Below are 25135 nucleotides of genomic sequence, written 5' to 3' on the forward strand. Positions count from 1 at the left end.
GATGAACCCGATGACAGGTGACCAGGACACGGGCGAAAGCCAGTCCGAGTCCGCCCCCTCCCACTCGTTGCGGCATGCCGCGGGCCCGTACTTCGGTGCCTACGGCGGACGCTGGATGCCCGAGTCGCTGATTGCCGCCATGGACGAGCTCAACGAGACGTTCGAGGCAGCCAAGGCCGACCCGGAATTCATTGCCCAGGTCAAGGACCTGAACAAGAACTACACGGGCCGTCCCTCCCTGCTCACCGAGGCCAAGCGCTTCTCCGAAGCCGCGGGCGGAGTGCGAGTCTTCCTCAAGCGCGAGGACCTGAACCACACCGGCAGCCACAAGATCAACAACGTCCTCGGCCAGGCGCTGCTGGCCAAGCGCATGGGCAAGACCCGCATCATTGCCGAGACCGGAGCGGGCCAGCACGGCGTTGCCTCGGCCACCGCAGCTGCCCTCATGGGCCTGGAATGCGTGGTCTACATGGGCGCGGAGGACACCCGCCGGCAGGCGCTGAACGTGGCGCGCATGCGGCTGCTCGGTGCCACCGTCATCCCGGTGACGGCAGGCTCGCAGACGCTCAAGGACGCCATCAACGAGGCCCTGCGCGACTGGGTCGCCAACGTGCACAACACCCATTACTTGCTGGGCACCGTCGCCGGCGGACACCCGTTCCCCGCCATGGTCCGCTACTTCCACGAGGTCATCGGTGAGGAAGCCCGCGAGCAGATCATCGCCCAGGCCGGACGCCTGCCCGACGCCGTGGCTGCCTGCATCGGCGGCGGCTCGAACGCCATCGGCCTTTTCCACGGTTTCCTGGATGACCCCTCGGTGGAGCTTTACGGCTTCGAGGCCGGCGGCGACGGCGTCGACACCGGCCGCCACGCAGCGGCCATCACGCTGGGCCTGCCGGGCGTGCTGCACGGTGCCAAGAGCTACCTGATGCAGGACGACGACGGCCAGACCGTCGATTCCCACTCCATCTCCGCAGGCCTTGACTACCCGAGTGTCGGCCCGGAACACGCCTACCTGGCGGACATCGGACGCGTGAACTACGAACCGGTCACCGACACCGAGGCCATGGACGCCTTCTCGCTGCTCTGCCGCACCGAGGGCATCATCCCGGCCATCGAGTCCTCCCACGCCCTGGCCGGCGTGCTGAGGATCGCGCAGCGCAAGATCGCCGCCGGCGCGGTGCCGGAGGAAACCATCATCATCGCCAACCTTTCGGGCCGCGGCGACAAGGACGTGGGAACCGCAGCGGAATGGTTCAACCTCATCGACACCGAAAAGGACGCCAAGTGAGCCCCGTATCCAAGAGTGCCGCGGCGATCGCCGCAGCCCGCGCCGAAGGCCGCCCGGCGCTGATCTGCTACCTGCCCGCCGGCTTCCCCGACGTGCAGGGCACCATTGACGCAGCTGTCGCGATGGCCGAGAACGGCGCCGACATCATCGAGGTCGGCATCCCGTACTCGGACCCCGTCATGGACGGTTCCGTCATCCAGGCCGCCACCGTGCAATCCCTGGCCCAGGGCTTCAAGGTCGCCCAGGTCTTCGACATCGTCAAGGGCATCACCTCCCGCTGTTCGGCCACCGTCATGATCATGACGTACTGGAACCCTGTGCTGCGCATGGGCGTGGACGAGTTCTCCCGCCGCCTGGCAGAGGCCGGCGGCGCCGGGCTGATCACCCCGGACCTGGTTCCGGACGAGGCAGCCGAATGGATGGAGGCCTCCGACAAGTACGGACTTGACCGCGTCTTCCTGGTCGCACCGTCCTCCACCGAGGCCCGCATGAAGGCCACCGTGGAAGCCAGCCGAGGCTTCGTCTACTGCGTCTCCGTCATGGGCGTCACCGGCGCCCGCGCCGAGGTCTCCGACGCCGCAGCGGCAGTGGTCACCGCGGCCCACGCCGCCGGCGCCGAAAACGCCTGCGTCGGGCTCGGCGTCTCGCAGCGCAAGCACGTCGAAGAGATCGGGGCCTACTCCGACGGAGTCATCGTGGGCACCGCACTGGTTGCAGCCCTGCGCGACGGGGGAGTGAAGGCGGTAGCCGAGCTCACCGCGGAACTTAGCGGTCGGACAGTGAAGGCATGATGCAGCTGGCTGTGGCGGGAACCAACGTGCTCGCCTCGATCCCGAGCCCTCCGGCGGAGTTCTCGAAGTTCTCCCTCGGCCCGTTGACCATCCACGCCTACGCCATCTGCATCATGTTCGGCATCATCGCCGCCATGTGGATCACCGCCCGCCGCTGGCGCGCCAAGGGCGGACCGGAGGACGTGGTCTGGGACATCTGCATCTGGGCGATCCCCTTCGGGATCGTGGGCGGGCGGCTGTACCACGTGCTGGTCACCGATCCCGACTACTACTTCGGCTTCAACGGTCAGAGTGCGCACCTGGCCGAGATCCCGCAGATCTGGGCCGGCGGCCTGGGCATCATGGGGGCCATCAGCCTCGGCACCGTCGGTGCACTGATCGCCTGCCGCCGTGCCGGAGTGCGCCTCTCGGCGTTCCTGGACGCGGCTGCTCCCGGCGTGCTGCTCGCCCAGGCCTTCGGGCGCTGGGGTAACTGGTTCAACCAGGAGCTCTTCGGTGCGCCCACCACGTTGCCGTGGGGCCTGGAAATTGATCCGAACAGCTTCAACTTCCCCCCGGGAATCCCGGCCGGAACGCTGTTCCATCCCACGTTCCTCTACGAATCACTGTGGAACGTGGCGGGGGTCCTGCTGCTGATTGCGCTGGATCGCAGGTTCAAGCTCCGCCGCGGGGCCATGTTCTGGTCCTACCTCATCTGGTATGGCATCGGCCGCATCATCATGGAAACCATGCGCATCGACGCCGCAGACACCATTTACATCCTGGGCATCGGGTTGCGCGTGCACATGTGGCTGGCCATTGCCATGGTTGTCCTGGGCGCCACCGGACTGGTCTTCGTGTTCCGCAAGCTGCGCCCGCAGCCGGATCCCGGTGTCTATCTTCCGGGCCGCGAGCCCAAGGCCGAGGTGACGGAATCCGCCAAGCCCGCAGATGCCGCCAAGCCAACGGACGCCGCGAAGCCAGCCGATCACGAGAACGGCAGCGCCAAGGACACCGGCGAGTCCGGCCCCGAAGCGGGAAACAAGTAGCACTTCGGCACCCGCCGAATCCCGATCCGCGATAACCGAGCCAAGACCGGTCCCCTCCTTCCTATCCGGAAGGAGGGGACCGGTCTTTTCCGTCCGGGCGCCTGGCCACCCCGAAGGGCACCACTCGGTGTCGAAGCCCGGAGCCGGGTTCGCCGGGAGGTCCTTGTCCGGTGTTCCCGTCGGAAAGGACCCCGTCGCGAGGACATCCAACCCTTGATACCTGCAGTGGAGACGAGGAAGATGAAGGGATTCATATCGCATTGAGACGAAACTTTGCGGAAACTTTATTAATCCAAGTCAGCAACGGTTTGGTAGCAGGTACGAAAACTGTTGGAAACATAAGTGGGTGCAAATCCGAAACATGCCGGTGCTACTCTTTTTTCACCGTGGCAGCAGTGACGGGCGCGGAATACCCAGACTCCGCCACCCATGCTGTCGGCGACCACAATGATGTGGAAGCACCCAGTTCGCGCTCCACCCACCAGGGGAGCGCGCGGATGACGTCCACGTATCGCAGGTGTCACCCCCACCCCACCGCACGGCCCCCGATTCGGGGTGCCGATTAGCGAGCCCCCTAGCCTTTCCTCGGCCAGCGTCGCCCGAAGATCCAGAACCTCTGCCCACACACCGAGAAAGGGACCACTCATGAGCATGACCGGAGTCCAACTTAATGCCTCACCGCATCCAGGCGAGGAGGTTTTCTCGCCCTACACCCGGTTTGCCGATGTACCGGAAGCCCAAGGGCTCTATGACCCGGCAAACGAAAAAGACGCGTGTGGTCTGGCGGTCATCGCCACGCTGACGCAGGAGGCCACCCACGAGATCGTGGAGCAGGCCCTCGAGGCGCTGCGCCGCCTCGAACACCGCGGCGCCGTGGGTGCCGATGCAGGCACCGGCGACGGTGCAGGCATCCTCACGCAGATCCCCGACGCATTCTTCCGCGCCGTCACCGGCATCGACCTGCCCGCCCCCGGCCGCTACGCCGCCGGCACCGCGTTCCTCCCGCAGGAACCGGCACAGCGCGCCGCCGCAGTCACCGCCCTCGAAGAGCTTGCCGCCGAGGAAGGCCTGTCCGTGCTCGGCTGGCGCGACGTCCCGGTGCACACCGAGGCCATCGGCGCCACCGCCCTGGGCTGCATGCCGCATTTCTCCCAGCTCTTCCTGGGTGCCGCCCAGGAGCAGGACAAGGACCTTGACGCCCGGGTCTTCCGCATCCGCAAGCGCGCACAAAACAAGTTCGGCGTGTATTTCCCGTCGCTCTCCTCGGCCACCATGGTCTACAAGGGCATGCTCTCCACCGAGCAGCTCACCGAGTTCTACCCGGACCTGGGCGATACCCGCTTCGCCTCGCGTCTCGGGATCGTCCACTCGCGCTTTTCCACCAATACCTTCCCCTCCTGGCCGCTGGCCCAGCCCTTCCGCACCATCGCCCACAACGGCGAGATCAACACGGTGAAGGGCAACCGCAACTGGATGCGAGCCCGCCAGTCGCAGCTCGCCTCGTCCCTGCTGGGCGAGGTCCCCGAGGAACTCTTCCCCATTTGCAGCCCCGGCGCCTCCGACTCGGCATCCTTCGACGAGGTCGCCGAACTGCTCATGCTCTCCGGGCGCCCCGTCGCCCAGGCCATCATGATGATGATCCCGGAGGCGTGGGAAAACCACGCAGCCATGGATGCCGACCGCCGCGCCTTCTACGAGTACAACTCGATGCTCATGGAGCCCTGGGACGGGCCCGCAGCCGTGTCCTTCACCGACGGCAAGCAGGTCGGAGCCGTGCTTGACCGCAACGGCTTGCGTCCGGCACGCTACTGGGTCACCACCGACGGACTGGTGGTGTTGGCCAGCGAGGTCGGGGTCATCGACCTTGATCCGGCGCTCATCGCCGCCAAAGGCCGAGTCGCCCCGGGCAAGATGTTCCTGGTGGACACCGAAGCCGGGCGCATCATCACGGATGAGGAAATCAAGTCGCAGGTTGCTGCCTCGGCGCCGTGGGCCCAGTGGGTCAACGAAAACAAGATCAGCCTGACCGACCTGCCGGACCTGGAGCACGTCAAGCACAACTCCGCCTCCGTGCAGATTCGCCAGCGCACCTTCGGCTACACCACCGAGGAGCTGCGGATCCTGTTGGCCCCCATGGCCTCCGCCGGCGCCGAGCCGCTGGGCGCCATGGGCTCCGACACCCCCGTCGCGGTTCTCTCGGACCGCTCCCGGCTGCTCTTCGACTACTTCACCCAGTCCTTCGCCCAGGTCACCAATCCGCCGCTGGACTCGATCCGCGAGGAGCTTGTCACCTCGCTGGGCACCAGCATTGGCCCGGACGGAAACCTGCTGGCCACCGGCAAGATCGATGCCCAGCAGGTGTCCCTTGACTACCCGGTGATCACCAACGACGACCTGGCCAAGATCGCGAACATCCGCGATGCCAACGGCGGCAAGGTCGCGTTGCGCGTCCGCGGTCTCTACCGTCCCGAGGGCGGCGAGTCCGAGCTGCGCTCCCGCCTGCAGGAAATCTGCGAAAAGGTCTCCGCCGCCATCAACCGCGGCGTGAAGTTCATTGTCCTTTCGGACAGGGACTCCAATGCCCAGTGGGCGCCGATCCCGTCGCTGCTGCTCACCTCCGCGGTGCACCACCACCTGCTCAAGAGCGCCAACCGCACCAAGACCTCCCTGGTCATCGAGGCCGGCGACGTACGCGAGGTGCACCACATTGCCGTGCTCGTGGGCTACGGCGCCTCCGCCATCAACCCCTACCTGGCCCTGGAATCGGTCGAGGAAATGGCCCTGCAGGGCGAACTCGGCACCGTAACCCCGGCCAAGGCGCAGACCAACCTGATCAAGGCGCTGGGCAAGGGCCTGCTGAAGATCATGAGCAAGATGGGCATCTCCACCGTCGCCTCCTACTGCGGTGCCCAGACCTTCGAGGCGCTGGGTCTGTCCCAGCGCGTGGTCGACCAGTACTTCACCGGCACCTCCTCACAGCTCGGAGGCGTGGGCCTTGACGTCATCGCCACCGAAACCGCGATGCGCCATGCCGGTGCCTACCCCAGCGATCTGAACCCCGAGCCGCACCGCGTGCTGGAAACCGGCGGCGAATACCAGTGGCGCCGCGAGGGCCCGCCGCACCTCTTCAACCCCGAAACGGTCTTTAGGCTGCAGCATGCAACCCGCGAACGCCGCTACGACATCTTCAAGAAGTACACCCAGGGCGTCGACGACCAGGCCAAGGGCCTGATGACGCTGCGCGGGCTGCTGGACTTCAAGCTGGACGATCGCACGCCCATCGACATCGATGCCGTGGAGCCCGTCTCCGAGATCGTCAAGCGTTTCGCGACCGGTGCGATGAGCTACGGCTCGATTTCCGCCGAGGCGCACGAGACACTGGCCATTGCGATGAACCGCCTGGGCGGAAAGTCCAACACCGGCGAGGGCGGCGAGGACGTGGATCGGCTGCTGGACCCCGAGCGCCGCAGCGCTGTCAAGCAGATCGCCTCCGGCCGCTTCGGCGTGACCAGCATGTACCTCACGCATGCCGATGACCTGCAGATCAAGATGGCGCAGGGTGCCAAGCCCGGCGAGGGCGGCCAGCTCATGGCGCAGAAGGTCTACCCCTGGGTGGCCCGCACGCGTCACTCGACCCCGGGCGTCGGGCTGATTTCCCCGCCGCCGCACCACGACATCTATTCGATCGAGGACCTGGCCCAGCTGATCCACGACGCGAAGTGCTCCAACCCGGGTGCCCGCGTCCACGTGAAGCTGGTCTCCGAGGTCGGCATCGGCACCGTCGCGGCCGGCGTCACCAAGGCCAAGGCCGACGTGGTGCTGGTTTCCGGCCACGACGGCGGCACCGGTGCCTCCCCGCTGAACTCGCTGAAGCATGCGGGCGTGCCCTGGGAGCTCGGCCTGGCCGAGACCCAGCAGACGCTGATGCTCAACGGGTTGCGCGAACGTGTGACCGTCCAGGTCGACGGCCAGCTGAAAACCGGCCGGGACGTCGTCATCGCCGCCCTGCTGGGAGCAGAGGAATTCGGCTTTGCCACCGCACCGCTGGTGGTTGCCGGCTGCATCATGATGCGCGTCTGCCACCTGGACACCTGCCCGGTGGGCGTTGCCACGCAGAACCCGGAACTGCGCCAGCGCTTCACCGGCCAGGCCGACCACGTGGTGAACTTCTTCGAGTTCCTCGCCCAGGAAGTCCGCGAGCTGCTGGCGGAACTCGGTTTCGCGAGCCTCGAGGAAGCCATCGGCCAGGCCGAGCTGCTGGACACCCGCGCCGCCGTGGGCCACTGGAAGACCCAGGGCCTGCACCTGGAGCGGATCTTCGACACCGCCGGTTCCAAGGAAGGTGCGCCGCGCAGGCGCACCGGGTCCCAGGACCACGGCCTGGACAAGCACTTCGACAACCAGCTCATCGCCGCGGCCGCCCCTGCCCTGGAGCGCCGCGAGCACGTTGTTCTTGACCTCCCAATCAAGAACACCGACCGCTCGGTGGGCACCATGCTGGGCCACCACGTCACCCGCACCTTCGGGATCGACGAGCTGGCACCGGGCACCATCAAGGTGACGCTGCGCGGGCATGCCGGCCAGTCGCTGGGCGCCTTCCTGCCCGCCGGCGTGGAACTGCACCTGGTCGGCGACTCCAACGACTACGTCGGCAAGGGCCTTTCCGGCGGACGGATCACCGTCCAGGCGGATGCGCGCAGCGCATTCAACCCCGCGGAGCAAGTCATTGCCGGAAACGTCATCGGCTACGGCGCCACCAGCGGCGAGCTGTTCATCGGCGGCATGGTGGGCGAACGCTTCTGCGTGCGCAACTCCGGCGCCACCGCGGTGGTCGAGGGCATCGGCGACCACGGCTGCGAGTACATGACCGGTGGAACCGCGCTGATCCTTGGCGCCACCGGGCGCAACTTCGCCGCCGGCATGTCCGGCGGCGTGGCCTACGTCCTGGACCTGGACGTGGCGGCGCTGAACCCGCTCGCCGTAGCCAACGACGACCTGCTCCTGTCCGGTCCGGACGAAGCCGATCTGGCGTTGATCAAGGACCTGCTGACGCAGCAGGTGGAGTACACCGGTTCGGCGCTGGCAGCCAGCCTGCTGGCCGACTGGCCGGTGGCCGCCGCCCGCATCACCAAGGTGCTGCCGCGCGATTACGCAGCCGTCTCACAGGCACGCAACGATGCCGCCAATGAAGGATTCGACCCGGATTCAGCAACTGTCTGGAACCGGATTCTGGAGGTGACCCGTGGCTAATCCACGTGGATTCTTAGAGGTACGCGAACGGACAACCCCGCCCAAGCGCCCCGTGTCCGTGCGCATCATGGACTACAAGGAAGTCACCGAGCGGCAAAACGCCACGGTGCTTACCGCGCAGGCCGGACGGTGCATGGATTGCGGCATCGCGTTCTGCCACAACGGCTGCCCGCTGGGCAACCTCATCCCGGAATGGAACTCCCTGGTCCACCAGGGCCGGATGGACGATGCGGCCGAGCGCCTGCACGCCACCAACAACTTCCCGGAATTCACCGGGCGGCTGTGCCCGGCACCCTGCGAGTCCTCCTGCGTGCTGGGAATCAACCAGCCGGCCGTAACAATCAAGCAGGTCGAGGTCGAAATCGCCGACACCCTGATTGCCTCGGGCGGACTGGACCCGGTCCTTGCCGTGCGCCACACCGACATGCGCATTGCCGTGGTCGGTTCCGGCCCCGCCGGCCTGGCAGCTGCCCAACAGCTGACCCGCGCCGGGCACACCGTCGCGGTGTACGAGCGTGATACGAAGATCGGGGGACTGCTGCGCTACGGCATCCCCGACTTCAAGATGGGCAAGGACGTCCTGGAGACCCGCCTGGCCCAGATGGAGGCCGAGGGAACGGTGTTCCGCACCGGGGTTTCCGTGGGCACGGACATTGAGTTCGAGCAGCTGAACCGGCTCTACGACGCGGTCATCGTGGCCACCGGTGCAACCGTTCCGCGGGACCTTCCGGTTCCGGGACGCGAGCTTTCGGGGGTCCACTTCGCCATGGACTACCTCGTGGATTCCAACGAGGTGGTTGCGGGCGAACGCGATACCCTGCGCATCGACGCCAAGGGCAAGCACGTGGTCATCCTCGGCGGCGGCGACACCGGGGCGGACTGCCTGGGCACCGCCATACGCCAGGGCGCCGCTTCCGTGACCACCCTTGCCATCGGGGCCCAGCCCTCGACCGAGCGCCCGGGGCACCAGCCCTGGCCCATGTCTCCGACCCTGTTCGAGGTCCAGTCGGCGCACGAGGAAGGCGGTGAGCGGTCATACTTGGCCGCCACGGTCAACTTCACGGGAGAGCACGGAAGCGTGATGGGTGTTACAGTGGCAGAGACCGAATTTATTGACGGTCAGCGCCTTCCGAAGCCGGGCACGGAGCGGGTCATACCCGCCGACCTCGTCTTCCTGGCACTCGGGTTCACCGGACCCGAGACTGCCGGTCTCATGGAACAGGCCAACACCGAGTTTGATGACCGGGGCAGCGTCGCCCGCGATGGTTACTACATGACCAACACCCCCGGGGTGTTCGTGGCTGGCGACGCCGGACGCGGACAATCCCTGATTGTGTGGGCCATTGCCGAGGGACGATCCTGTGCCGCGGCGGTGGACAAATACCTGATGGGCGAAACCCGCCTTCCAGCCCCCGTTGCACCAACGGATCGGGCTATCAGCATGTTGTGAGACGGATGCACCTCTTATGCGGTGTTTTCCCGACCTGAGGAATGGAAAGGCAGATAGGCTAACCGTATGAGACGCGCAAAGATTGTGGCCACTTGGGGCCCGGCGATCGGCACCTACGACAAGACATTGGCAGTGCTCAAGGCGGGTGTTGACGTCGCACGCTTGAACATGAGCCACGGCGACCACTCGATGCATGCCGAGAACCTCGGCAACGTGCGGGCAGCGGCTGAGGAGCTCGGCCGGCCGGTCGGCATCTTTGCCGACCTCCAGGGCCCCAAGATCCGGCTGGGCCGATTCGTGGGCGACGCCAAGCACATGCTGCACGTGGGGGACACCTTCACCATCGTGATCGCCGACGTGCTGGGCGACGGAACCTTCTGCTCCACGACGTTCAAGGGCCTGCCCGAGGACGTCAACGTCGGCGACATCCTCCTGATCAACGACGGCAAGGTCGCCCTGCGCGCCACCGCCGTCGATGACGAGAAGGTCGTCACCGAGGTCGTCGTGGGAGGGGAGGTGTCAAACAACAAGGGCATCAACCTCCCCGGGGTCGCTGTCAACGTTCCCGCCTTGAGCGAGAAGGACGAGGACGACCTGCGCTGGGCCATCCGGGCCGGCGTCGACATGGTCGCCCTGTCCTTCGTGCGCAACGCCTCGGACATCCAGCGCGTGCACGAGATCATGGACGAGGAAGGCCGTCGCCTTCCGGTGATCGCGAAGGTCGAGAAGCCGCAGGCTGTCGACGCGATCGAGGAAATCATCGACGCCTTCGATGCGATCATGGTTGCCCGTGGCGACCTGGGTGTGGAGCTTCCCCTCGAGGAGGTCCCGCTGGTGCAGAAGCGAGCCATTGAACTGGCCCGCCGCTGGGCCAAGCCGGTCATCGTTGCCACCCAGGTGCTCGAATCCATGATCGAGTCCCCGACGCCCACCCGCGCCGAGGCCTCCGACTGCGCCAACGCCGTCCTCGACGGCGCCGATGCGGTCATGCTTTCGGGGGAGACCAGCGTGGGCGAATACCCCATCGAAACCGTCGAGACCATGGCGCGGATCATTTCCTCCACGGAAACGCACGGTCTGGACCGCATCCCGCGCCTGGGCTCAAAGCCCAAGACGCGCGGCGGTGCGATCACCCGCGCCGCCGTGGAGATCGCCGACCAGCTGGATGCCAAGTACATCGTGGCGTTCACCCAGTCCGGCGACTCGGCCCGACGCCTGTCCCGGTTGCGCCCCAAGCGCCCGGTGCTGGCGTTTACGCCGCTGCCACAGACCTACAACATCATGACCCTGATGTGGGGCATCCAGCCGCGTCTGGTCGAGTACGCGGACCACACCGACAAGATGACCGCACAGGTCGACCGCGCACTGCTGGCCGAAGGGCTTGCCGAGATCAACGACATTGTCTGCATCGCGGCCGGTTCCCCTCCAGGCCAGGCGGGCTCCACCAACTCGCTGCGCATCCACAAGGTCGGCGACCTCGCAGATGCAGGCCAGCTCGGTGACGGCAAGCCGATGCCGGCACGCGAGAAGGTCGGGCCGTGGGACTCCGAGAACGTAGCGGGCCCCGAAGCCATCTCCATCTAGTCCTGGCAAGCCAAGGCCGGATTTTCATCGCGGTTCCCGTTGGGGGATCGAGGTGGGAGTCCGGCCTTCGTGCTTTGCGCCCGTATCAGTCCAGCACGGCGGCGACCGCCTCGATTTCCACGAGCTGGTGGTCGTATCCGAGGACGGTGGTGCCCATCAGGGTGCTGGGAACGTCGTGGTTTCCAAATGCGGCACGAACGACCTCCCAAGCCGCCACGAGGTCCTTTTGCGTTGATGAGGCAACCAGCACGCGCGTGGAGATGACATCGGGCAGGCCTGCTCCGGCCGCTTCCAAGGCGATTTTCAAGTTCTCGATGCATTTGGCCGCCTGGGCCGCGTAGTCCCCGATTCCGGCGGTGCTTCCATCCTGATTGAGCGGGCAAGAACCTGCCAGGAAAATCAGTCGTGCATTGGCCGGCGCCGTCGAGGCGTAGGCATATTGCGCAACATTGCTGAGCTGCTGGGAGCGAATCAAGGTGACTGCGCTGGGCATCGCGGTCCTATCTGTGTGTGGGGGCGAATTGGGCGTGAACGATTCAAGCCTAACCATTGGGTGTTTCGCCGTGACAGCCTGATCCTCGATGCGTCGTTTGGCCTCGAGCGCTCCTGGCCGCGGCAGGTTTCGATCTGCGGTCGCAGGACACGTCTCCAGCAGGCTCCACATGCGTCCCGAGGAGCACCGCCGTGACGGACACCTTGGGCGACGTGTTCACGCATGGCTCCGGAGCCATGCGGCGAAAGGGGAAAATGCTTTTGGGATTGCATTTTTCCTGAACTCCCGGCAGGAACGGGGGCGTTGGGGGTGCCGGGCCCGGACAAAAGAAAAAGACCCCGATCCCTTATGAAATAAGGGATCGGGGTCGTTTTGTGCCCGAGGTGGGACTCGAACCCACACACCTTTCGATACTGCATTTTGAGTGCAGCGCGTCTACCATTCCGCCACTCGGGCGGGCACAATTCGAAGCAGCGAGAATAAGCGTAACCGATAATTGCTTTGCGCTGAAATCCTCGCGTCCTTGCGGTTATCCACTGTACATGCAGATAGGCTTAACGACGAAACCGAGTACTGATGATGCCCCCGGTCACGCCGGGATTGAAGGAGCACGATGAGCGACCTGCCCGAAGTTACCCGAATTGCGGCCGAGCCCAACACCGGCGCGCCCCGCCGCGTCATCGTAGCCGAGGACGAGACCCTGATCCGCTTGGACATTGTCGAGATCCTGCGCGGAGAGGGATATGAGGTGGTTGCCGAGGCTGACAACGGCGAAAAGGCCATCGAGCTGGCTCGGGAGCACAAGCCGGACCTGGTGCTGATGGACGTCAAGATGCCGGTCATGGATGGCATCACCGCTGCCGAGACCATCGTCAAGGAACGCATTGCCCCGGTGGTGCTGTTGACCGCCTTCAGCCAAAAGGAGCTGGTGGAACGTGCCCGCGAGGCAGGTGCCATGGCCTACGTCGTCAAGCCGTTCACCCCGGCCGACCTGGTCCCCGCCATCGAGATCGCGATTTCCCGCCACGAGGAAATACGCGCCCTTGAAAAGGAAGTCGGAGACCTCACCGAGCAGTTCGCGACCCGCAAGCTGGTCGAACGCGCCAAGAGCCTGCTGACGACCAAGATGGGTCTGACCGAGCCGGAGGCATTCCGCTGGATCCAGAAAACCTCGATGGATCGCCGCCTGTCCATGCGTGAAGTAGCAGAGACCGTCATCGACCAGGTCAAGTAGCCGTACCCAAGAGACGCACCATACGGGGCCGCGGGAACCACTTGATGGTTCCCGCGGCCCCGTCTTCGTTCCACCCCCCCTGGACGCCGAAATCAGGTTGCATCGATCGGCCGCACCCCAGAGGCAATGGCAGCAAGCTGTCACGATGAAAGGGCGACCGTGCCAAACCCGGATTCGCCGATGGGTGAACGATTCGAACTCTCCGGCGCCATTGACGGCAACAGCCAGCGGGCCGCGGTGAACCAGGTTGGTGCGTCGCTGCGCAGGCTGGTCGTCAACGGGGTTGAACTCGTCCAGGGCTATCCGCAGGAAATCGCGGCCCCTCGGCTGCCGGCATTGCGCTGGTTCCTTGGCCCCACCGGGTGGCCGGGGGTGCATGGTCCTACCGGGTCCATGATGAGCAGCTTGCGATCGCGGAGCCAGCCCGCGGCAACGCCATTCATGGCCTATTGCGGCATCGCAGCTATCGTCAGATCGAACGCACCATAGGCAGCGTGCTGCTGGCGGCGGATATTTCGCCTGCGCCGGGGTACCCCTTCGAACTGGCCACGTCGGTGCACTAAGAGTTGCTGGCAACCGGACTCCAGGTCACCCACACCCGTGGACCGGGCTGCGCTTCGAAGCCGACGGAAGCAGCAAGCACGGCCTGCAGTCACCCGACGGGAGCCGGGTGGAACTGCACATGGACGCGAATTTCAAGTTCATCCAGGTGTTCACCGCCCCGGCGTTCCCGGGTACCGGGGGACCGGTGCGTGCCGTCGCCCTGGGGCCGATGACCGCGCCGGCAAATGCCTTCAACAACGGGATGGGCCTGCGCTGGCTGGCTCCGGGCGAGACCTGGGAAGCCTCGTGGGGGATTGTGCACAGGTCCCCGCAGTCCTTCCGATGAATAATGGACTCGAGAACAGTTAAACCGCGTGGAAGGAAACCGAAACCTGATGAAAACCCAAGGTGTAGTCCTGAGCCTAGCCGTGACGGATGCCGGGCGTTCGCTGGCCTTTTACCGCGACGTTGTGGGTATTGAGGGCGCGAAGCCGGCCATGGGCATGGTTTGCCTGGAAATGCCGGGGATGACGATCTTTTTGGCCGAGACCGAGGCGTTCACGAAGTACTCGCGTGAAGCCATGCGCACGCCGTTGCTTCCCGTTCCTGCCACCGACGCCTTCCTTAGCTGTGCCATCAGCACCGTGGCAGAGGTCGACGACATCCTTGCCGCCGTTGCCGGATCGGCCGGGAAGGCATTCGCTCCCCATGAGATTAAGCACGTCAATGGCCGGATGCAGTATGTTGGCACCTTTGCCGATCCCGACGGCCACCTCTGGCAGTTGGTTTGCAATCTCACCGATGTGCACGGGAATGCCGTCTAGCGACGCCCGGACTCCTCGTTATTCGAAGCGAGAGGGATCGCCCAGTCCCACGCGGGCAATGACGGCCTCGCCGCTGGAGTAGTCGACCACGGTGGTCGGCTCGATGCCGCATTCCCCCGAATCAATGACGCCTTCGACCACATGGTCCAGCGCTTCCTTGATTTCCCATCCCTGCGTCATCGGATCCTCATCGCCCGGAAGCAACAGCGTGCTGGAGAGAATTGGCTCGCCGAGTTCCTCCAGCAAGGCGCGCACCACCGGATTATCGGGGATGCGCACGCCAATCGTTTTTTTCTTGGCATGCATGAGGCGCCGCGGCACCTCCTTGGTCGCCGGGAGGATGAATGTGTAGCTGCCCGGGGTGACCGCCTTGATGTTGCGGAACACCTGGTTGTTTACCTCCACGTACTGGCCCAGCTGGGCAAAGTCCTTGCAGACCAGCGTGAAGTGGTGCTTGTCGCCGACCTGGCGAATCATCCGGATCCGGTCCAGCGCCGCGTGGTTGCCGATCTGGGCACCCAATGCATAGCAGGAATCGGTCGGGTAGGCGATCAGCCCGCCATCGCGTATCAGGTCCACGGCCTGCGCAATCGCACGTGGCTGCGGGTTATCGGGGTGTACGTCAAAGAATCTGGCCATTGAACGAGCTTACGGCTCCGCGCCGATTCGCGCACCAAAACACCTGAACCATCTCCATCGCTCTCCTCCATTGCAAGTGTGGGCCCGAAGTCTCCGTGCCTACCTGGCCGGGACGGGCTGTCCGTGAAGTCGCTCACGTTGAAGCGGCGGTGCCCCCGCGCAGTGCCTAACCACGGGCGGCTGAGGTGTGCCGAGCCCCTCCCCGGGAAATTGACTAGATCGGAGCAGGCCATATGATGAATCTGCGACTTAGGTGAACGGAACCCCAACATTGGGTAAACAATGCGGGACTTCGGAGTAGCCAGCGCGACTCGGCCCTCGCCCGCAATCCCACGATTGGTTTATACATGGATCTGACGCTTATCGTCGTCCTGGTCATTGCACTTGCCCTGTTCTTTGATTTCACCAACGGCTTCCACGACACCGCGAATGCGATGGCCACGCCGATCGCAACCGGTGCAATCAAGCCCAAGGCCGCGGTCGCGCTGGCCGCGGTCCTCAACCTTGTTGGTGCTTTCCTTTCAACAGAAGTCGCCAAGACCATCTCCGGTGGCATCATCAAGGAAGGCGGGGAGACCGGCGTGCAAATCATGCCGGCCATGATCTTCGCCGGCCTGATGGGCGCCGTCGTCTGGAACATGGTCACCTGGCTGCTGGGTCTCCCGTCCAGCTCCTCCCACGCACTCTTTGGCGGACTGATCGGTGCAGCGATCGTCGGTGCCGGCTTCGGTGCCATTGACTACAACGTGCTGATGTCCAAGGTTTTGCTCCCGGCACTGGTCGCCCCCGTGATCGCGGGAACCTCGGCGTATCTGTGCACCAAGCTTGCCTACTCGGTGACCAAGCGCCAATCCGGCCTGGCGTCCCCCAAGCGCGGCGGATTCCGCTACGGACAGATCTTCTCCTCCTCGCTCGTGGCATTGGCACACGGCACCAACGACGCCCAGAAGACCATGGGTGTCATCACCCTGACCCTGGTGGCCTCGGGCCTGCAGGATGCGGGCACCGGCCCGCACTTCTGGGTCATCGCGACCTGTGCACTGGCCATCGCTCTGGGCACCTACATGGGCGGCTGGCGCATTATCCGCACCATGGGTTCGGGCCTGACCGACGTCAAGCCAGCCCAGGGGTTTGCCGCCGAGACCTCCACCGCCGCAGCCATCCTGACTTCCTCGCACCTGGGCTTCGCCCTGTCGACGACGCAGGTCGCCTCCGGATCCGTGATCGGTTCCGGGCTGGGCCGCAAGGGAGCGGAAGTCCGTTGGGGAACAGCTGGACGCATCGCGGTGGGCTGGCTCTTCACACTCCCCGCGGCCGGGATCATCGGCGCCGCTGCTGCCGGGCTTGCCCACTTCGGCACCGGCGGACTGGTCATTGTGACCGTTTTGGGAGTTGGCTCCCTGTTGGTGATCTGGGTCCTTTCGCGCCGTGAACTCGTGGGCCACCACAACGCGATCAGCGATGTGGATGTCTCCGGCGCGGCAGTGAACATCCCCACCAAGAAGGAGCGTCGCAAGATGGAGCGCGCCAAGATCAAGCAGGAGGTCAAGTAGTGGCAATTCAGTGGGATGCATTCCTGATCGTCGCGGTCATCACGTGGGCCTCTGCGCTTTTCATCGTCGGCGCCTACTCGTTGGGCGTGCGCATGCTCGCCGTGGGCGAGGACGCCCAACGCTCCGCCATGCCGGCCAGGCTTGCGGCCTACGGCTGCTTTGCGCTGTGCGGCCTGGTCGTCATCTTCGGCATCGTTCTCATCGTGCCCTCGCTCAGCGCAAGGATCCTCGGCGCCTAGGCAAAGCCGCATCGCACTTTCGCCCTCCCGGAACCAATGATCCGAGAGGGCGAAAGCCGTTTAAGCCACCTGACTCGGCTTCCGGACCACGCCGACCCGGTGCGGATTCCTTCTGCGGCGGGCCGTGGCGTGGTTAGGATGGGCACCATGACGCAATTTAGGTATTTCGTGGCGGCCTCGACGGATGGCTACATCGCCGATGAAAACGAACGACTCGACTGGCTCATGGACTTTGACGGATTCGCCGGGCAAGCCGAAAGCTACGATGCATTCATGCAGGAGATCGGCGCAATCGCCATGGGGGCGGACACCTATTCCTGGATGCTCAACGAAGTGCGCGACAAGTGGCCCTACCAGGGGCTTCCGGTGTGGGTCTTCGCTCACCGGGAACTGGCTGCGTTCCCGGGCGCGGACCTGACCTTTGTGCGCGGGGACGTGACCGAATGGGCCGGGGACATCGCACGCAGTGCCAACGGGAAGGACGTCTGGGTGGTGGGCGGCGGCTCGCTGGCCGGGCAATTCGTTGACGAGGGGCTCCTCGACGAGATATTGCTCTACTCCATGCCCGTCCTGCTCGGTGGCGGGCGCCCGCTCTTTGCCATGCGTGGCACCGCCAAGCTCGATCCCACGTACACGCGTGAGTATCCGGGCGGGATTCGCGAGACCAGGTTCATGGTGAAAAAAACCCCGGGCCAGGACCGCGAATACTAGGACCGCAACCCACTCGCGCGTGCCTCCAGCTCGGCCAGCCACCGCATGGTCTCCCGGGGACGGGAGAATCGTTTGACGCGTTCGGCGCCCAGCGCGGTTTCCAACTCGCGCATCTGCCGGCGCTTCGGACCGAAGCTCTTGAGGTGCCAAAGCACGATGGAGTCCCGGTCTAGCATCCTTCTCCAGGTCTCAACGTTCCCGTTGCACACCGATTCCCGGTGCTTGATCCGCTTCACTGTTCGCACCAGAAGCCGATACAGCGACAGGGCGCGGGGATAATCGAGGCATACGACGAGGTCGGAGCGGCCGATGATGTCCTGGCGATAAGGCCCGTATGCCGAATCGAAGATCCACTGCGGGGCGTTGGCAGCCTTCAGCGCGAGAGCCTTCTGCTCCGACTGGTCTCGCTGCACCCAGCCCGGCAGCCACCCGAACTCGTCATCCACGTAATGCACCGGCATCCGCAGGATGCGTCCAAGGTCCCGGGCGAGCGTGGTTTTGCCGCTTCCGGTGGCTCCGTGGCAGAGAATGCGTTGCGGAGCCTGGCCCCCCGCTTGATCAGCCATCAAGCAGCATGTTGGTGATGCGGGAGGTGCACAGCCGCCTTCCCGCATCATCGCTGATGATGATTTCATGGGTGGTCAGCGTGCGCCCCAGGTGGATCGGTGTGCAGACCCCGGTCACCAGGCCGGTGACCCCTGCCCTGTGGTGGGTGGCGGAAATATCCACACCGACCGGTTTCTTTTCGCCCTTGCCGTGTACCGCCGCGGCGAAGGAACCAAGGGTCTCGGCCAAGGCCACCGAGGCGCCTCCGTGAAGGATGCCTGCGACCTGCTGGTTGCCTTCCACCGGCATGGTGGCAACCACGCGGTCGCGAGTGATCTCCGTAAAATGGATGCCCAGCTTCTCCACCAGGGTCCCCACGCCGTGGCTGGCAAGCATCGGCCACATCGCCTCGGGTACCCCGTGTTCGAAGAGCTGACGGGCAAAGGGATTGACCGGGTGCGCCCCGTTGGCGGCAAAGGTGCCAGATGTCTCGATGGCCGCTGCGTTGTCTTGAGTGAATTTATTGCCCATGCCAACTAGGCTGGCACCTGTGAGCGAATCAACCAAACTTGTGGCAACCGAACCCCAGCGCCTGCTCGTCATTGACGGGCACTCCATGGCCTTCCGTGCCTTCTACGCCCTGCCGGCCGAAAACTTTTCCACCGACACCGGGCAGCACACCAACGCGGTGCATGGCTTCGTGTCGATGCTGCTGACGATGATCCGCCAGCAGAAGCCCACCCACGTGGCCGTGGCGTTCGACTTGGACACCCCCACATTCCGCTCACTGGAGTACACCGAATACAAGGGCGGGCGCAACAAGACGCCCGAAGAATTCCACGGGCAGATCGACCTGATCCAAAAGGTCATGGAAGCCATGAACATCCCCACCATCACCATGGACGGCTACGAGGCCGATGACATCATCGCCACCCTCGCCGCACAGGGCGAAGCCGCCGGCCTGGACGTGCTGGTGGTCTCCGGTGACCGTGACGCCTTCCAGCTGATCACCGAAAAGACCCTGGTGCTTTACCCCAAGAAGGGGATCTCCGACATCCCGCCGATGGACGGGGACGCCGTCGAGGCGAAGTACTTCGTACGTCCCGAACAGTATTCGGACCTCGCGGCCCTGGTCGGCGAAACCGCCGACAACCTCCCGGGGGTGCCCGGGGTGGGACCGAAGACCGCCGCCAAGTGGATCAATCTTTACGGCGGGCTGCCGGGCATCCTGGAAAACATCGATGCCATCAAGGGCAAGGTCGGCGACTCGCTGCGCGAACACGTGGAAAACGTCACCCGCAACCGCCGCCTGAACCACCTGCTGCGCGACCTCGAGCTGCCGGTTGCCCTCGAGGCCATGATCCTGGATCGACCCAACCGCGAGGCCGTCGAAGAACTTTTTGACGCGCTGCAGTTCAACACCCTGCGCAAGCGCCTCTTCGACCTTTTCGGTGATGATCCGCAGGATGCCGCCGAGGAAGCCGAGATCCCCGCCCACGAGATGCTCGGCGGCGCAGCCGCGCTCGAGGCATGGTTCGCCGCTCACGGCGCGCAGCTGCTGGGCGTGCACGCGGCCACCGTCGGGGGCGTCGGCGGCACCGACGTGGTCGGGCTGGCGTTCGCCTCCAAGGACGCCACCGCCTACGTCTCCCTCGAGGAAATTGACGGGGAAACAGAGCAGGCACTGGCCAAGGTGCTGTCCTCGGTCAGCCACTCCAAGGCCGTGCACGACTTCAAGGGCACCTACAAGATGCTCAAGAACCGCGGCCTTGAGCTGGCGGGAGTCACCGACGACACCATGATCACCGCCTACCTGATCCAGCCCGACCGCCGTAGCCACGACCTGCCGGACATCGCCCAGCAGCACCTGCGCATCTCGCTGGACGATTCCAAGGCACCGGCCAGCGGCCAGCTGGCCTTGGACTTCGAGGGCCCGGATCTTGCCACCCCGGCGGTCCGCGCCGCCCACGCGGTGCGCGAGTTGAGCCAGCACCTGGCCGGCATGCTCGTGGAGCGCGGGGGAGATGCCCTGCTCAAGGAGCTGGAGATGCCGCTGTCGTTGATCCTGGCACGCATGGAAATGTCCGGCATCGCCATCGACACCGCCAAGCTCGACGGGCTCTACGAAGACTTCACCGTGACCATCAACCGGGCCACCGAAGAGGCCTACGGGGCCATCGGCCACGAGGTCAACCTCTCCAGCCCCAAGCAGCTGCAAGTTGTCCTCTTCGAGGAACTCGACCTTCCCAAGACCAAGAAGATCAAGACCGGCTTCACCACCGACGCCGAGTCCCTGCAGGACCTCCTGGTCAAGACCGGGCACCCGTTCCTTGTCGCGTTGATGGCCTACCGCGACGCGACCAAGCTGCGCCAGACCGTCGAGGGCCTGCGCAAGGCCGTTGCTTCCGACGGCCGCATCCACACCACTTACGCACAGACCGTCGCTGCCACCGGGCGCCTGTCATCGCTGAACCCGAACCTGCAGAATATCCCGGTCCGCTCCGAGGAGGGCCGGCGCATCCGCGAGGTCTTCGTGGTGGGCGAGGGCTACGAGACGCTGCTGACTGCCGACTACTCGCAGATCGAAATGCGCATCATGGCGCACCTCTCCGAGGACGAGGGCCTGATCCAGGCCTACCAGGACGGCGAGGACCTGCACCGCTTCGTCGGCTCGCACGTCTTCAACGTCGAACCTGCCGATGTCACCAACGAAATGCGCTCCAAGGTCAAGGCCATGAGCTACGGCTTGGCCTACGGCTTGAGCTCCTTCGGGCTGTCCAAGCAGCTGAAGATCTCCGTCGACGAGGCGCGCACGCTGATGAAGGACTATTTCTCGCGCTTCGGCGCGGTGCGCGACTACCTGCGCGCCGTGGTGGACCAGGCCCGCAAGGACGGCTACACCGAGACCATCTTCGGGCGCCGCCGCTACCTGCCGGAGCTGGCCAGCGACAACCGCCAGCTGCGCGACATCGCCGAGCGCGCGGCGCTGAACGCCCCGATCCAGGGCTCGGCCGCCGACATCATCAAGCGTGCGATGCTCGGCGTCGAGGAAGGCCTGGCCGAAGCCGGCCTGAAATCCCGCATGCTGCTGCAGGTCCATGACGAACTCGTCCTCGAGGTCGCCGCCGGCGAACTGGAAAAAGTCGAAAAGATCGTGCGGGAAAGGATGGGCGCCGCCGCGGAGCTCAAGGTGCCCCTGGATGTGCACGTGGGCATCGGCACGTCCTGGCAGGACGCCGGGCACTGATGCTCACCCGGCAGCTGCGCATCGAGGAGGTCCCGCTGGCCCGCGACGCCCACACCGGCGCCGCGTCCGGCGGGTATGCCGCCTGGCTGAACACGGGCCGGGAGGGGTTCCACCAGCAGCCCGCCACCGCGGACCAGGTGGAACAGATGTTCCAAGCCCACGAGGTCGATGCGCGGGTGCTCACCGGGGTCTACGACGATTCCCTGCCCGCCGATTGGGTGGACCCGCTGGTGCCGGTGGCCACCTACGCCAGTTTCGCCAAGACGCTGAACGTCGGGGCGTCCCTGGTCCCCGCGCACCTGGTCACCATGGTCACGGTGCGTCCCACGCACCGCCGCCGCGGCATCCTGCGTGAACTGATGACCGGGGACCTCGCCCGGGCCAAGGCCGCGGGTTACCCCGTGGCCGCGCTGACCGCGTCCGAGGCGACGATCTACGGCAGGTTCGGCTTCGGCCGGGTCACCGAGCAGCAAACCCTGCACCTGGATGTGCGCGGGGACGTGCGCTTCCACGCAGCGGCCAGCGGATCGGTGCTGCAGGTTCCGCCGCATGTGCTGGGCACGGTTGCCGGGCCCGTCTTCGAGGCGTTCCACGCATCCCGCCGCGGCTCGGTCGGACGCCAGGAAGCCTATCTCCGCCATGCCACTGCACGCTGGGGCCAGGAGGGGCCGGACCCGGATCCGAAGCTGCGTGCCGCCGTGTACCTGGATCCGGCGGGGGAGATCCAGGGATACGTGACGTATGTGTTTGCCGGCTGGGATTCCAAGCCTTTGACGCTGAACGTCCGTGACCTGGTGGCCACCACCGAGGTGGCCCGGCGCGAGATCTTCCGTTTCCTGTCCAGCGTCGATTTGATCGAGCGCATCAGCCATCCATTCGCCGCCGCAGACGACCCGCTGGGCTGGGCGCTGGAGGACCCCTCGCGGGTCAGCTACACCGGACGCGAACACTGCCTGTGGGTGCGGGTGCTGGATGTCCCCGCGGCTTTCGCCGCGCGGGAGTACCGCGGATCCGGGACCTTCACGTTGCGCGTCGCCGACCCGCAGGGCCTGGTTGCCGGGTCCTACGCCTTTGCGATCCGCGACGGGCGGGCGAAGGTCACCGAACTGGACGAGGACGGACCGGCCGACTTCTCCTGCGGTGCAGTTGCCCTGGGCCCGCTGCTGCTCGGCGCCTGCGGGATCGGGGACCTGGTCTCCGCCGGTCTGCTGGAACCCGCCGAACGCGCCCTGCCGGCAGAACCTGCCGCATTGTCCGAACTGCTGGACCTGCCGGGCGTACCCCACGCCATCAACGGTTTCTAGCTCCACGCCAACGCCTGCCCTGCCCCCGACACCAGGAAGCAAACGCCACGATCATGAGTGAAGATGCCGCGATTCGCATTGAAAGATTCGAGCCCGAGCTTGTCGACGGTGCACCGTCCGCTGCGACCGTCGAATTCCTGAAGGCGGTCAGCCGCGGATTCCATGAATCCCAATTGGATGCCGACGAGTTGAAGATCCTGGCGGGGCTGGAAATCGCCGACAACACCACGTTCACCGCCGTCTACGACGACTCTGCGGTGCAGCCCTCGCTGCACGCAGCGGCTCCCGTCGCCACCTACGCTGCCTTTCCCGGAACGCTGAACATCGGCGGGGGAAACCTGATGCCGGTGCACCAGATCACCTCGGTCACCGTCAGTCCCACGCACCGTCGCCGTGGCCTGTTGCGCCGGATGATCACCCTTGACCTGTCCACGGCCCGCGAGCAGGGCGCGGTGTTTGCGGCGCTGACCGCCTCCGAAGCCACCATCTACGGCCGCTTCGGCTTCGGCCGCGCCACCCAGCGTGCCCGCTACACGCTCAAGACCCGGCAGGGCGCGTCGCTGCGCGTCGAGCCTGAAGGCAGCGTCGTTGCCGTTGCCCCGGAGGAGCTGAAGAAGTACGCCCCTGCCATCTTTGCCGCGGCACACGCCCACACCCTTGGTTCCATCAGCGCCACCCAGTTCGACGTGGGCCAGGCCGCTGGCCAGTGGGAGGACTACGACTCGCTCAAGCCGGTCAAGAACCTGCGCGCAGCCCTGCACCTGGACGCGGAAGGCAAGCCCGACGGATTCATGAGCTACCAGTTTTCCGGGTGGAAGGTCGACCCGCCCACCATGGAAATCGGCCAGATGTGCACCGCATCGGGTGCCGCCCGCCGTGAGCTGGTTGCCTACCTCGGCGCCCACGACCTGGTGGAAAAGATCGCCGGGCGCGGACCCGTCGATGACGTGTTGCCGACAGCGCTGGAAAACGCGCGTGCCTACAAGGCCACCGCGCTCGGGGACCACCTGTGGCTGCGGATCCTGGACCTGGAGACCGCGCTGGAGGCGCGCACCTACGCCGGCGACGGGCACATCCGGCTGCGCGTGCACGATTCCCTGGGCATGGCCGATGGAACCTGGGAACTGCGCGTCGAGGAATTGACGGCCGACGTGCGCCGGCTCCCGGACGACGGTGAACCGGATGTGAGCGTGGATGTCCGCGACCTTGCCTCGCTTTACCTCGGCGGGTTCAGCGCTGCGCACCTGGCCCAGGCCGGTGTGCTCAAGATCCATGTTCCCGGTGCCGTCCGGACCCTCGATTCCCTGTTCGCCACCTCCACGATTCCCTACTGCCAGGCGGATTTCTAGATATATGACCAACCTGGCTTCCAACGACCCCCAAGTGGGTCGCCGCACCATGCTCGCCGCCCTTGTCGGGATGGGCACTTCCATGCTGGCCTCATGCGCCGTTGACCCGGAGTCCCTGCCCGGAACCGGCCCCGCGCCTACTGCTTCCCCCTCCGCTTCGGCGCCCGGACCGGCCCCGACCCCGGCGCCGAGCGCTCCCATGGCCGTGCCCAGCCGGAGAGCGATGGTTTCCGCCTTTGCGGGGAAACCGGCGGGCTCGTTCGGGCTGGAGGCCCAGGGCATCCAACTTGATCTTCCCGCTGCGGCGCGCGGCGCTGCCCTCACCTTCGACGCTTGCGGGGGACTCCATGGCGAAGGCTACGACGCCAGGCTGATCAAGGAGCTGCGTGCGCATCGCACTCCCGCCACGCTTTTCGTCAATCGCCGGTGGGCCGCAGCCAACATATCGCTGATGCGCGAACTCGCTGCGGACCCACTCTTTGAGATAGCCAACCACGGCACCTCGCACGCGCCTCTGGGCAGCAGGGGCCAGGCCGCATACGGAATCCGCGGTACCGCCTCCATCGCCGAAGCATACGACGAGGTCATGGGCAATCAGCACTATCTGGCCGACACCTTCGGGATCCAGGCCAGGTTCTTCCGTTCCGGCACCGCCCACATGGACGTCTTGGGTGCCGCCATGTGCAGGGAACTGAGCCTTGTCCCGATGAACTTCACCGTCAATCTGGATGCCGGCGCAACGTTCCCCGCTTCCGGCGTCGCGGCGCAAACTGCCTTGTTGGGAGCCCGTGACGTGGGGATCGGCCATTTCAACCGCCCGTCCTCCGGTACTGCGGCGGGCGTTGCCAAGGCCCTTCCGCGCCTACTGGATTCCCTGGAATCCAGGAAATTGCGCCTCATGAAGCTTTCCGAGGCCTTCGCCTGACACGGGACCGGGACGACTTGACAAGAACGTCGGTTCCCGTTTTGACCCTGCGGGTCCGGGGGAATAGACTGAGGGGGCGTGTTTCGGCTACTGCCGTGCCCGCACCCATTCTAAATTCGGAATATGCCGGGACT

21 protein-coding genes and 1 tRNA gene are annotated in these 25135 nt (G+C 65.5%); 17 read left to right on the top strand and 5 right to left on the bottom strand.

From position 1 onward, the window contains the following. Window positions 1-10: 10 nt before the first annotated feature. From trpB to pyk, 6 genes are all read left to right on the top strand, one after another. Window positions 11-1291: a tryptophan synthase subunit beta gene (gene trpB / locus ABD687_RS01245; protein WP_310293341.1), complete on the top strand. Its 1281-nt coding sequence runs from the start codon at window positions 11-13 to the stop codon at window positions 1289-1291. Then, a complete protein-coding gene (gene trpA, locus ABD687_RS01250; RefSeq protein WP_372342875.1) occupies window positions 1288-2082 on the top strand; it encodes a tryptophan synthase subunit alpha in 795 nt (264 codons plus the stop codon). The genes trpB and trpA overlap by 4 nt, the downstream gene beginning before the upstream one ends. Then, a complete protein-coding gene (gene lgt, locus ABD687_RS01255) occupies window positions 2079-3110 on the top strand; it encodes a prolipoprotein diacylglyceryl transferase (RefSeq protein ID WP_310287923.1) in 1032 nt (343 codons plus the stop codon). Before trpA ends, lgt begins: the two co-directional genes overlap by 4 nt. A 645-nt stretch (window positions 3111-3755) precedes the next feature. Next, entirely contained in the window at window positions 3756-8360 is a 4605-nt protein-coding gene (gltB, locus tag ABD687_RS01260) for a glutamate synthase large subunit (protein WP_310287921.1), read from the top strand. Next, window positions 8353-9810, top strand: a complete 1458-nt coding sequence (locus tag ABD687_RS01265; RefSeq protein ID WP_264269180.1) for a glutamate synthase subunit beta — start codon at window positions 8353-8355, stop codon at window positions 9808-9810. Before gltB ends, ABD687_RS01265 begins: the two co-directional genes overlap by 8 nt. A 66-nt stretch (window positions 9811-9876) precedes the next feature. Further along, the gene (gene pyk / locus ABD687_RS01270; protein WP_264269179.1) at window positions 9877-11394 is read left to right on the top strand and encodes a pyruvate kinase; all 1518 of its coding nucleotides are present in this window, start codon (window positions 9877-9879) and stop codon (window positions 11392-11394) included. Window positions 11395-11479: 85 nt separating this feature from the next. Here pyk and ABD687_RS01275 read toward each other — a convergent pair whose 3' ends face one another. Together ABD687_RS01275 and ABD687_RS01280 are read right to left on the bottom strand one after the other, a co-directional pair. Next, a complete protein-coding gene (locus ABD687_RS01275; RefSeq protein ID WP_302266234.1) occupies window positions 11480-11887 on the bottom strand; it encodes a RidA family protein in 408 nt (135 codons plus the stop codon). 375 nt (window positions 11888-12262) lie between these two features. Beyond that, a tRNA-Leu gene (locus ABD687_RS01280) sits at window positions 12263-12343 on the bottom strand. Window positions 12344-12500: 157 nt separating this feature from the next. On the opposite strand from ABD687_RS01280, the gene ABD687_RS01285 reads away from it, so the two are divergent. The 4 genes from ABD687_RS01285 to ABD687_RS01300 all read left to right on the top strand — a co-directional run bounded on the left by ABD687_RS01285 (window position 12501) and on the right by ABD687_RS01300 (window position 14488). Then, a complete protein-coding gene (locus ABD687_RS01285; RefSeq protein ID WP_264269177.1) occupies window positions 12501-13121 on the top strand; it encodes an ANTAR domain-containing response regulator in 621 nt (206 codons plus the stop codon). 180 nt (window positions 13122-13301) lie between these two features. Next, window positions 13302-13610 carry a hypothetical protein gene (locus ABD687_RS01290; protein WP_310287915.1) on the top strand — a complete coding sequence of 103 codons (309 nt, stop codon included), beginning with the start codon at window positions 13302-13304 and terminating at the stop codon, window positions 13608-13610. Window positions 13611-13803: 193 nt separating this feature from the next. After that, window positions 13804-14010 carry an aldose epimerase family protein gene (locus ABD687_RS01295; protein WP_302266236.1) on the top strand — a complete coding sequence of 69 codons (207 nt, stop codon included), beginning with the start codon at window positions 13804-13806 and terminating at the stop codon, window positions 14008-14010. Window positions 14011-14059: 49 nt separating this feature from the next. Then, window positions 14060-14488, top strand: a complete 429-nt coding sequence (locus tag ABD687_RS01300) for a VOC family protein (RefSeq protein WP_264269174.1) — start codon at window positions 14060-14062, stop codon at window positions 14486-14488. An 18-nt stretch (window positions 14489-14506) separates the two neighbouring features. Here ABD687_RS01300 and ABD687_RS01305 read toward each other — a convergent pair whose 3' ends face one another. Next, window positions 14507-15127 carry an L-threonylcarbamoyladenylate synthase gene (locus ABD687_RS01305; RefSeq protein ID WP_302266237.1) on the bottom strand — a complete coding sequence of 207 codons (621 nt, stop codon included), beginning with the start codon at window positions 15125-15127 and terminating at the stop codon, window positions 14507-14509. 347 nt (window positions 15128-15474) lie between these two features. Here ABD687_RS01305 and ABD687_RS01310 point away from each other — a divergent pair, with 347 nt between their 5' ends. The 3 genes from ABD687_RS01310 to ABD687_RS01320 all read left to right on the top strand — a co-directional run bounded on the left by ABD687_RS01310 (window position 15475) and on the right by ABD687_RS01320 (window position 17630). Continuing rightward, window positions 15475-16680, top strand: a complete 1206-nt coding sequence (locus ABD687_RS01310; protein ID WP_302266238.1) for an inorganic phosphate transporter — start codon at window positions 15475-15477, stop codon at window positions 16678-16680. Continuing rightward, window positions 16680-16919 carry a hypothetical protein gene (locus ABD687_RS01315; protein ID WP_264269171.1) on the top strand — a complete coding sequence of 80 codons (240 nt, stop codon included), beginning with the start codon at window positions 16680-16682 and terminating at the stop codon, window positions 16917-16919. Before ABD687_RS01310 ends, ABD687_RS01315 begins: the two co-directional genes overlap by 1 nt. Before the next feature lie 147 nt (window positions 16920-17066). After that, window positions 17067-17630 carry a dihydrofolate reductase family protein gene (locus tag ABD687_RS01320; protein WP_264269170.1) on the top strand — a complete coding sequence of 188 codons (564 nt, stop codon included), beginning with the start codon at window positions 17067-17069 and terminating at the stop codon, window positions 17628-17630. Here the strand turns inward: ABD687_RS01320 and ABD687_RS01325 are convergent. Together ABD687_RS01325 and ABD687_RS01330 are read right to left on the bottom strand one after the other, a co-directional pair. Beyond that, a complete protein-coding gene (locus ABD687_RS01325) occupies window positions 17627-18196 on the bottom strand; it encodes a P-loop NTPase family protein (protein ID WP_302266240.1) in 570 nt (189 codons plus the stop codon). The genes ABD687_RS01320 and ABD687_RS01325 overlap by 4 nt on opposite strands. After that, a complete protein-coding gene (locus ABD687_RS01330) occupies window positions 18189-18707 on the bottom strand; it encodes a hotdog fold thioesterase (protein WP_264269168.1) in 519 nt (172 codons plus the stop codon). The genes ABD687_RS01325 and ABD687_RS01330 overlap by 8 nt, the downstream gene beginning before the upstream one ends. A gap of 85 nt (window positions 18708-18792) precedes the next feature. Here ABD687_RS01330 and polA point away from each other — a divergent pair, with 85 nt between their 5' ends. The 4 genes from polA to ABD687_RS01350 are packed head-to-tail and all read left to right on the top strand — an operon-like array spanning window position 18793 to window position 25001. Continuing rightward, the gene (gene polA / locus ABD687_RS01335) at window positions 18793-21423 is read left to right on the top strand and encodes a DNA polymerase I (protein WP_302266468.1); all 2631 of its coding nucleotides are present in this window, start codon (window positions 18793-18795) and stop codon (window positions 21421-21423) included. After that, the gene (locus ABD687_RS01340; protein WP_302266241.1) at window positions 21423-22727 is read left to right on the top strand and encodes a GNAT family N-acetyltransferase; all 1305 of its coding nucleotides are present in this window, start codon (window positions 21423-21425) and stop codon (window positions 22725-22727) included. Before polA ends, ABD687_RS01340 begins: the two co-directional genes overlap by 1 nt. A 53-nt stretch (window positions 22728-22780) precedes the next feature. Further along, the gene (locus ABD687_RS01345) at window positions 22781-24076 is read left to right on the top strand and encodes a GNAT family N-acetyltransferase (RefSeq protein ID WP_302266243.1); all 1296 of its coding nucleotides are present in this window, start codon (window positions 22781-22783) and stop codon (window positions 24074-24076) included. Between the two features lie 4 nt (window positions 24077-24080). Continuing rightward, window positions 24081-25001, top strand: a complete 921-nt coding sequence (locus ABD687_RS01350) for a polysaccharide deacetylase family protein (RefSeq protein WP_310287909.1) — start codon at window positions 24081-24083, stop codon at window positions 24999-25001. Window positions 25002-25135 lie beyond the last annotated feature (134 nt).

Source organism: Paeniglutamicibacter sulfureus (assembly GCF_039535115.1).
Lineage (GTDB): Bacteria > Actinomycetota > Actinomycetes > Actinomycetales > Micrococcaceae > Paeniglutamicibacter > Paeniglutamicibacter sulfureus.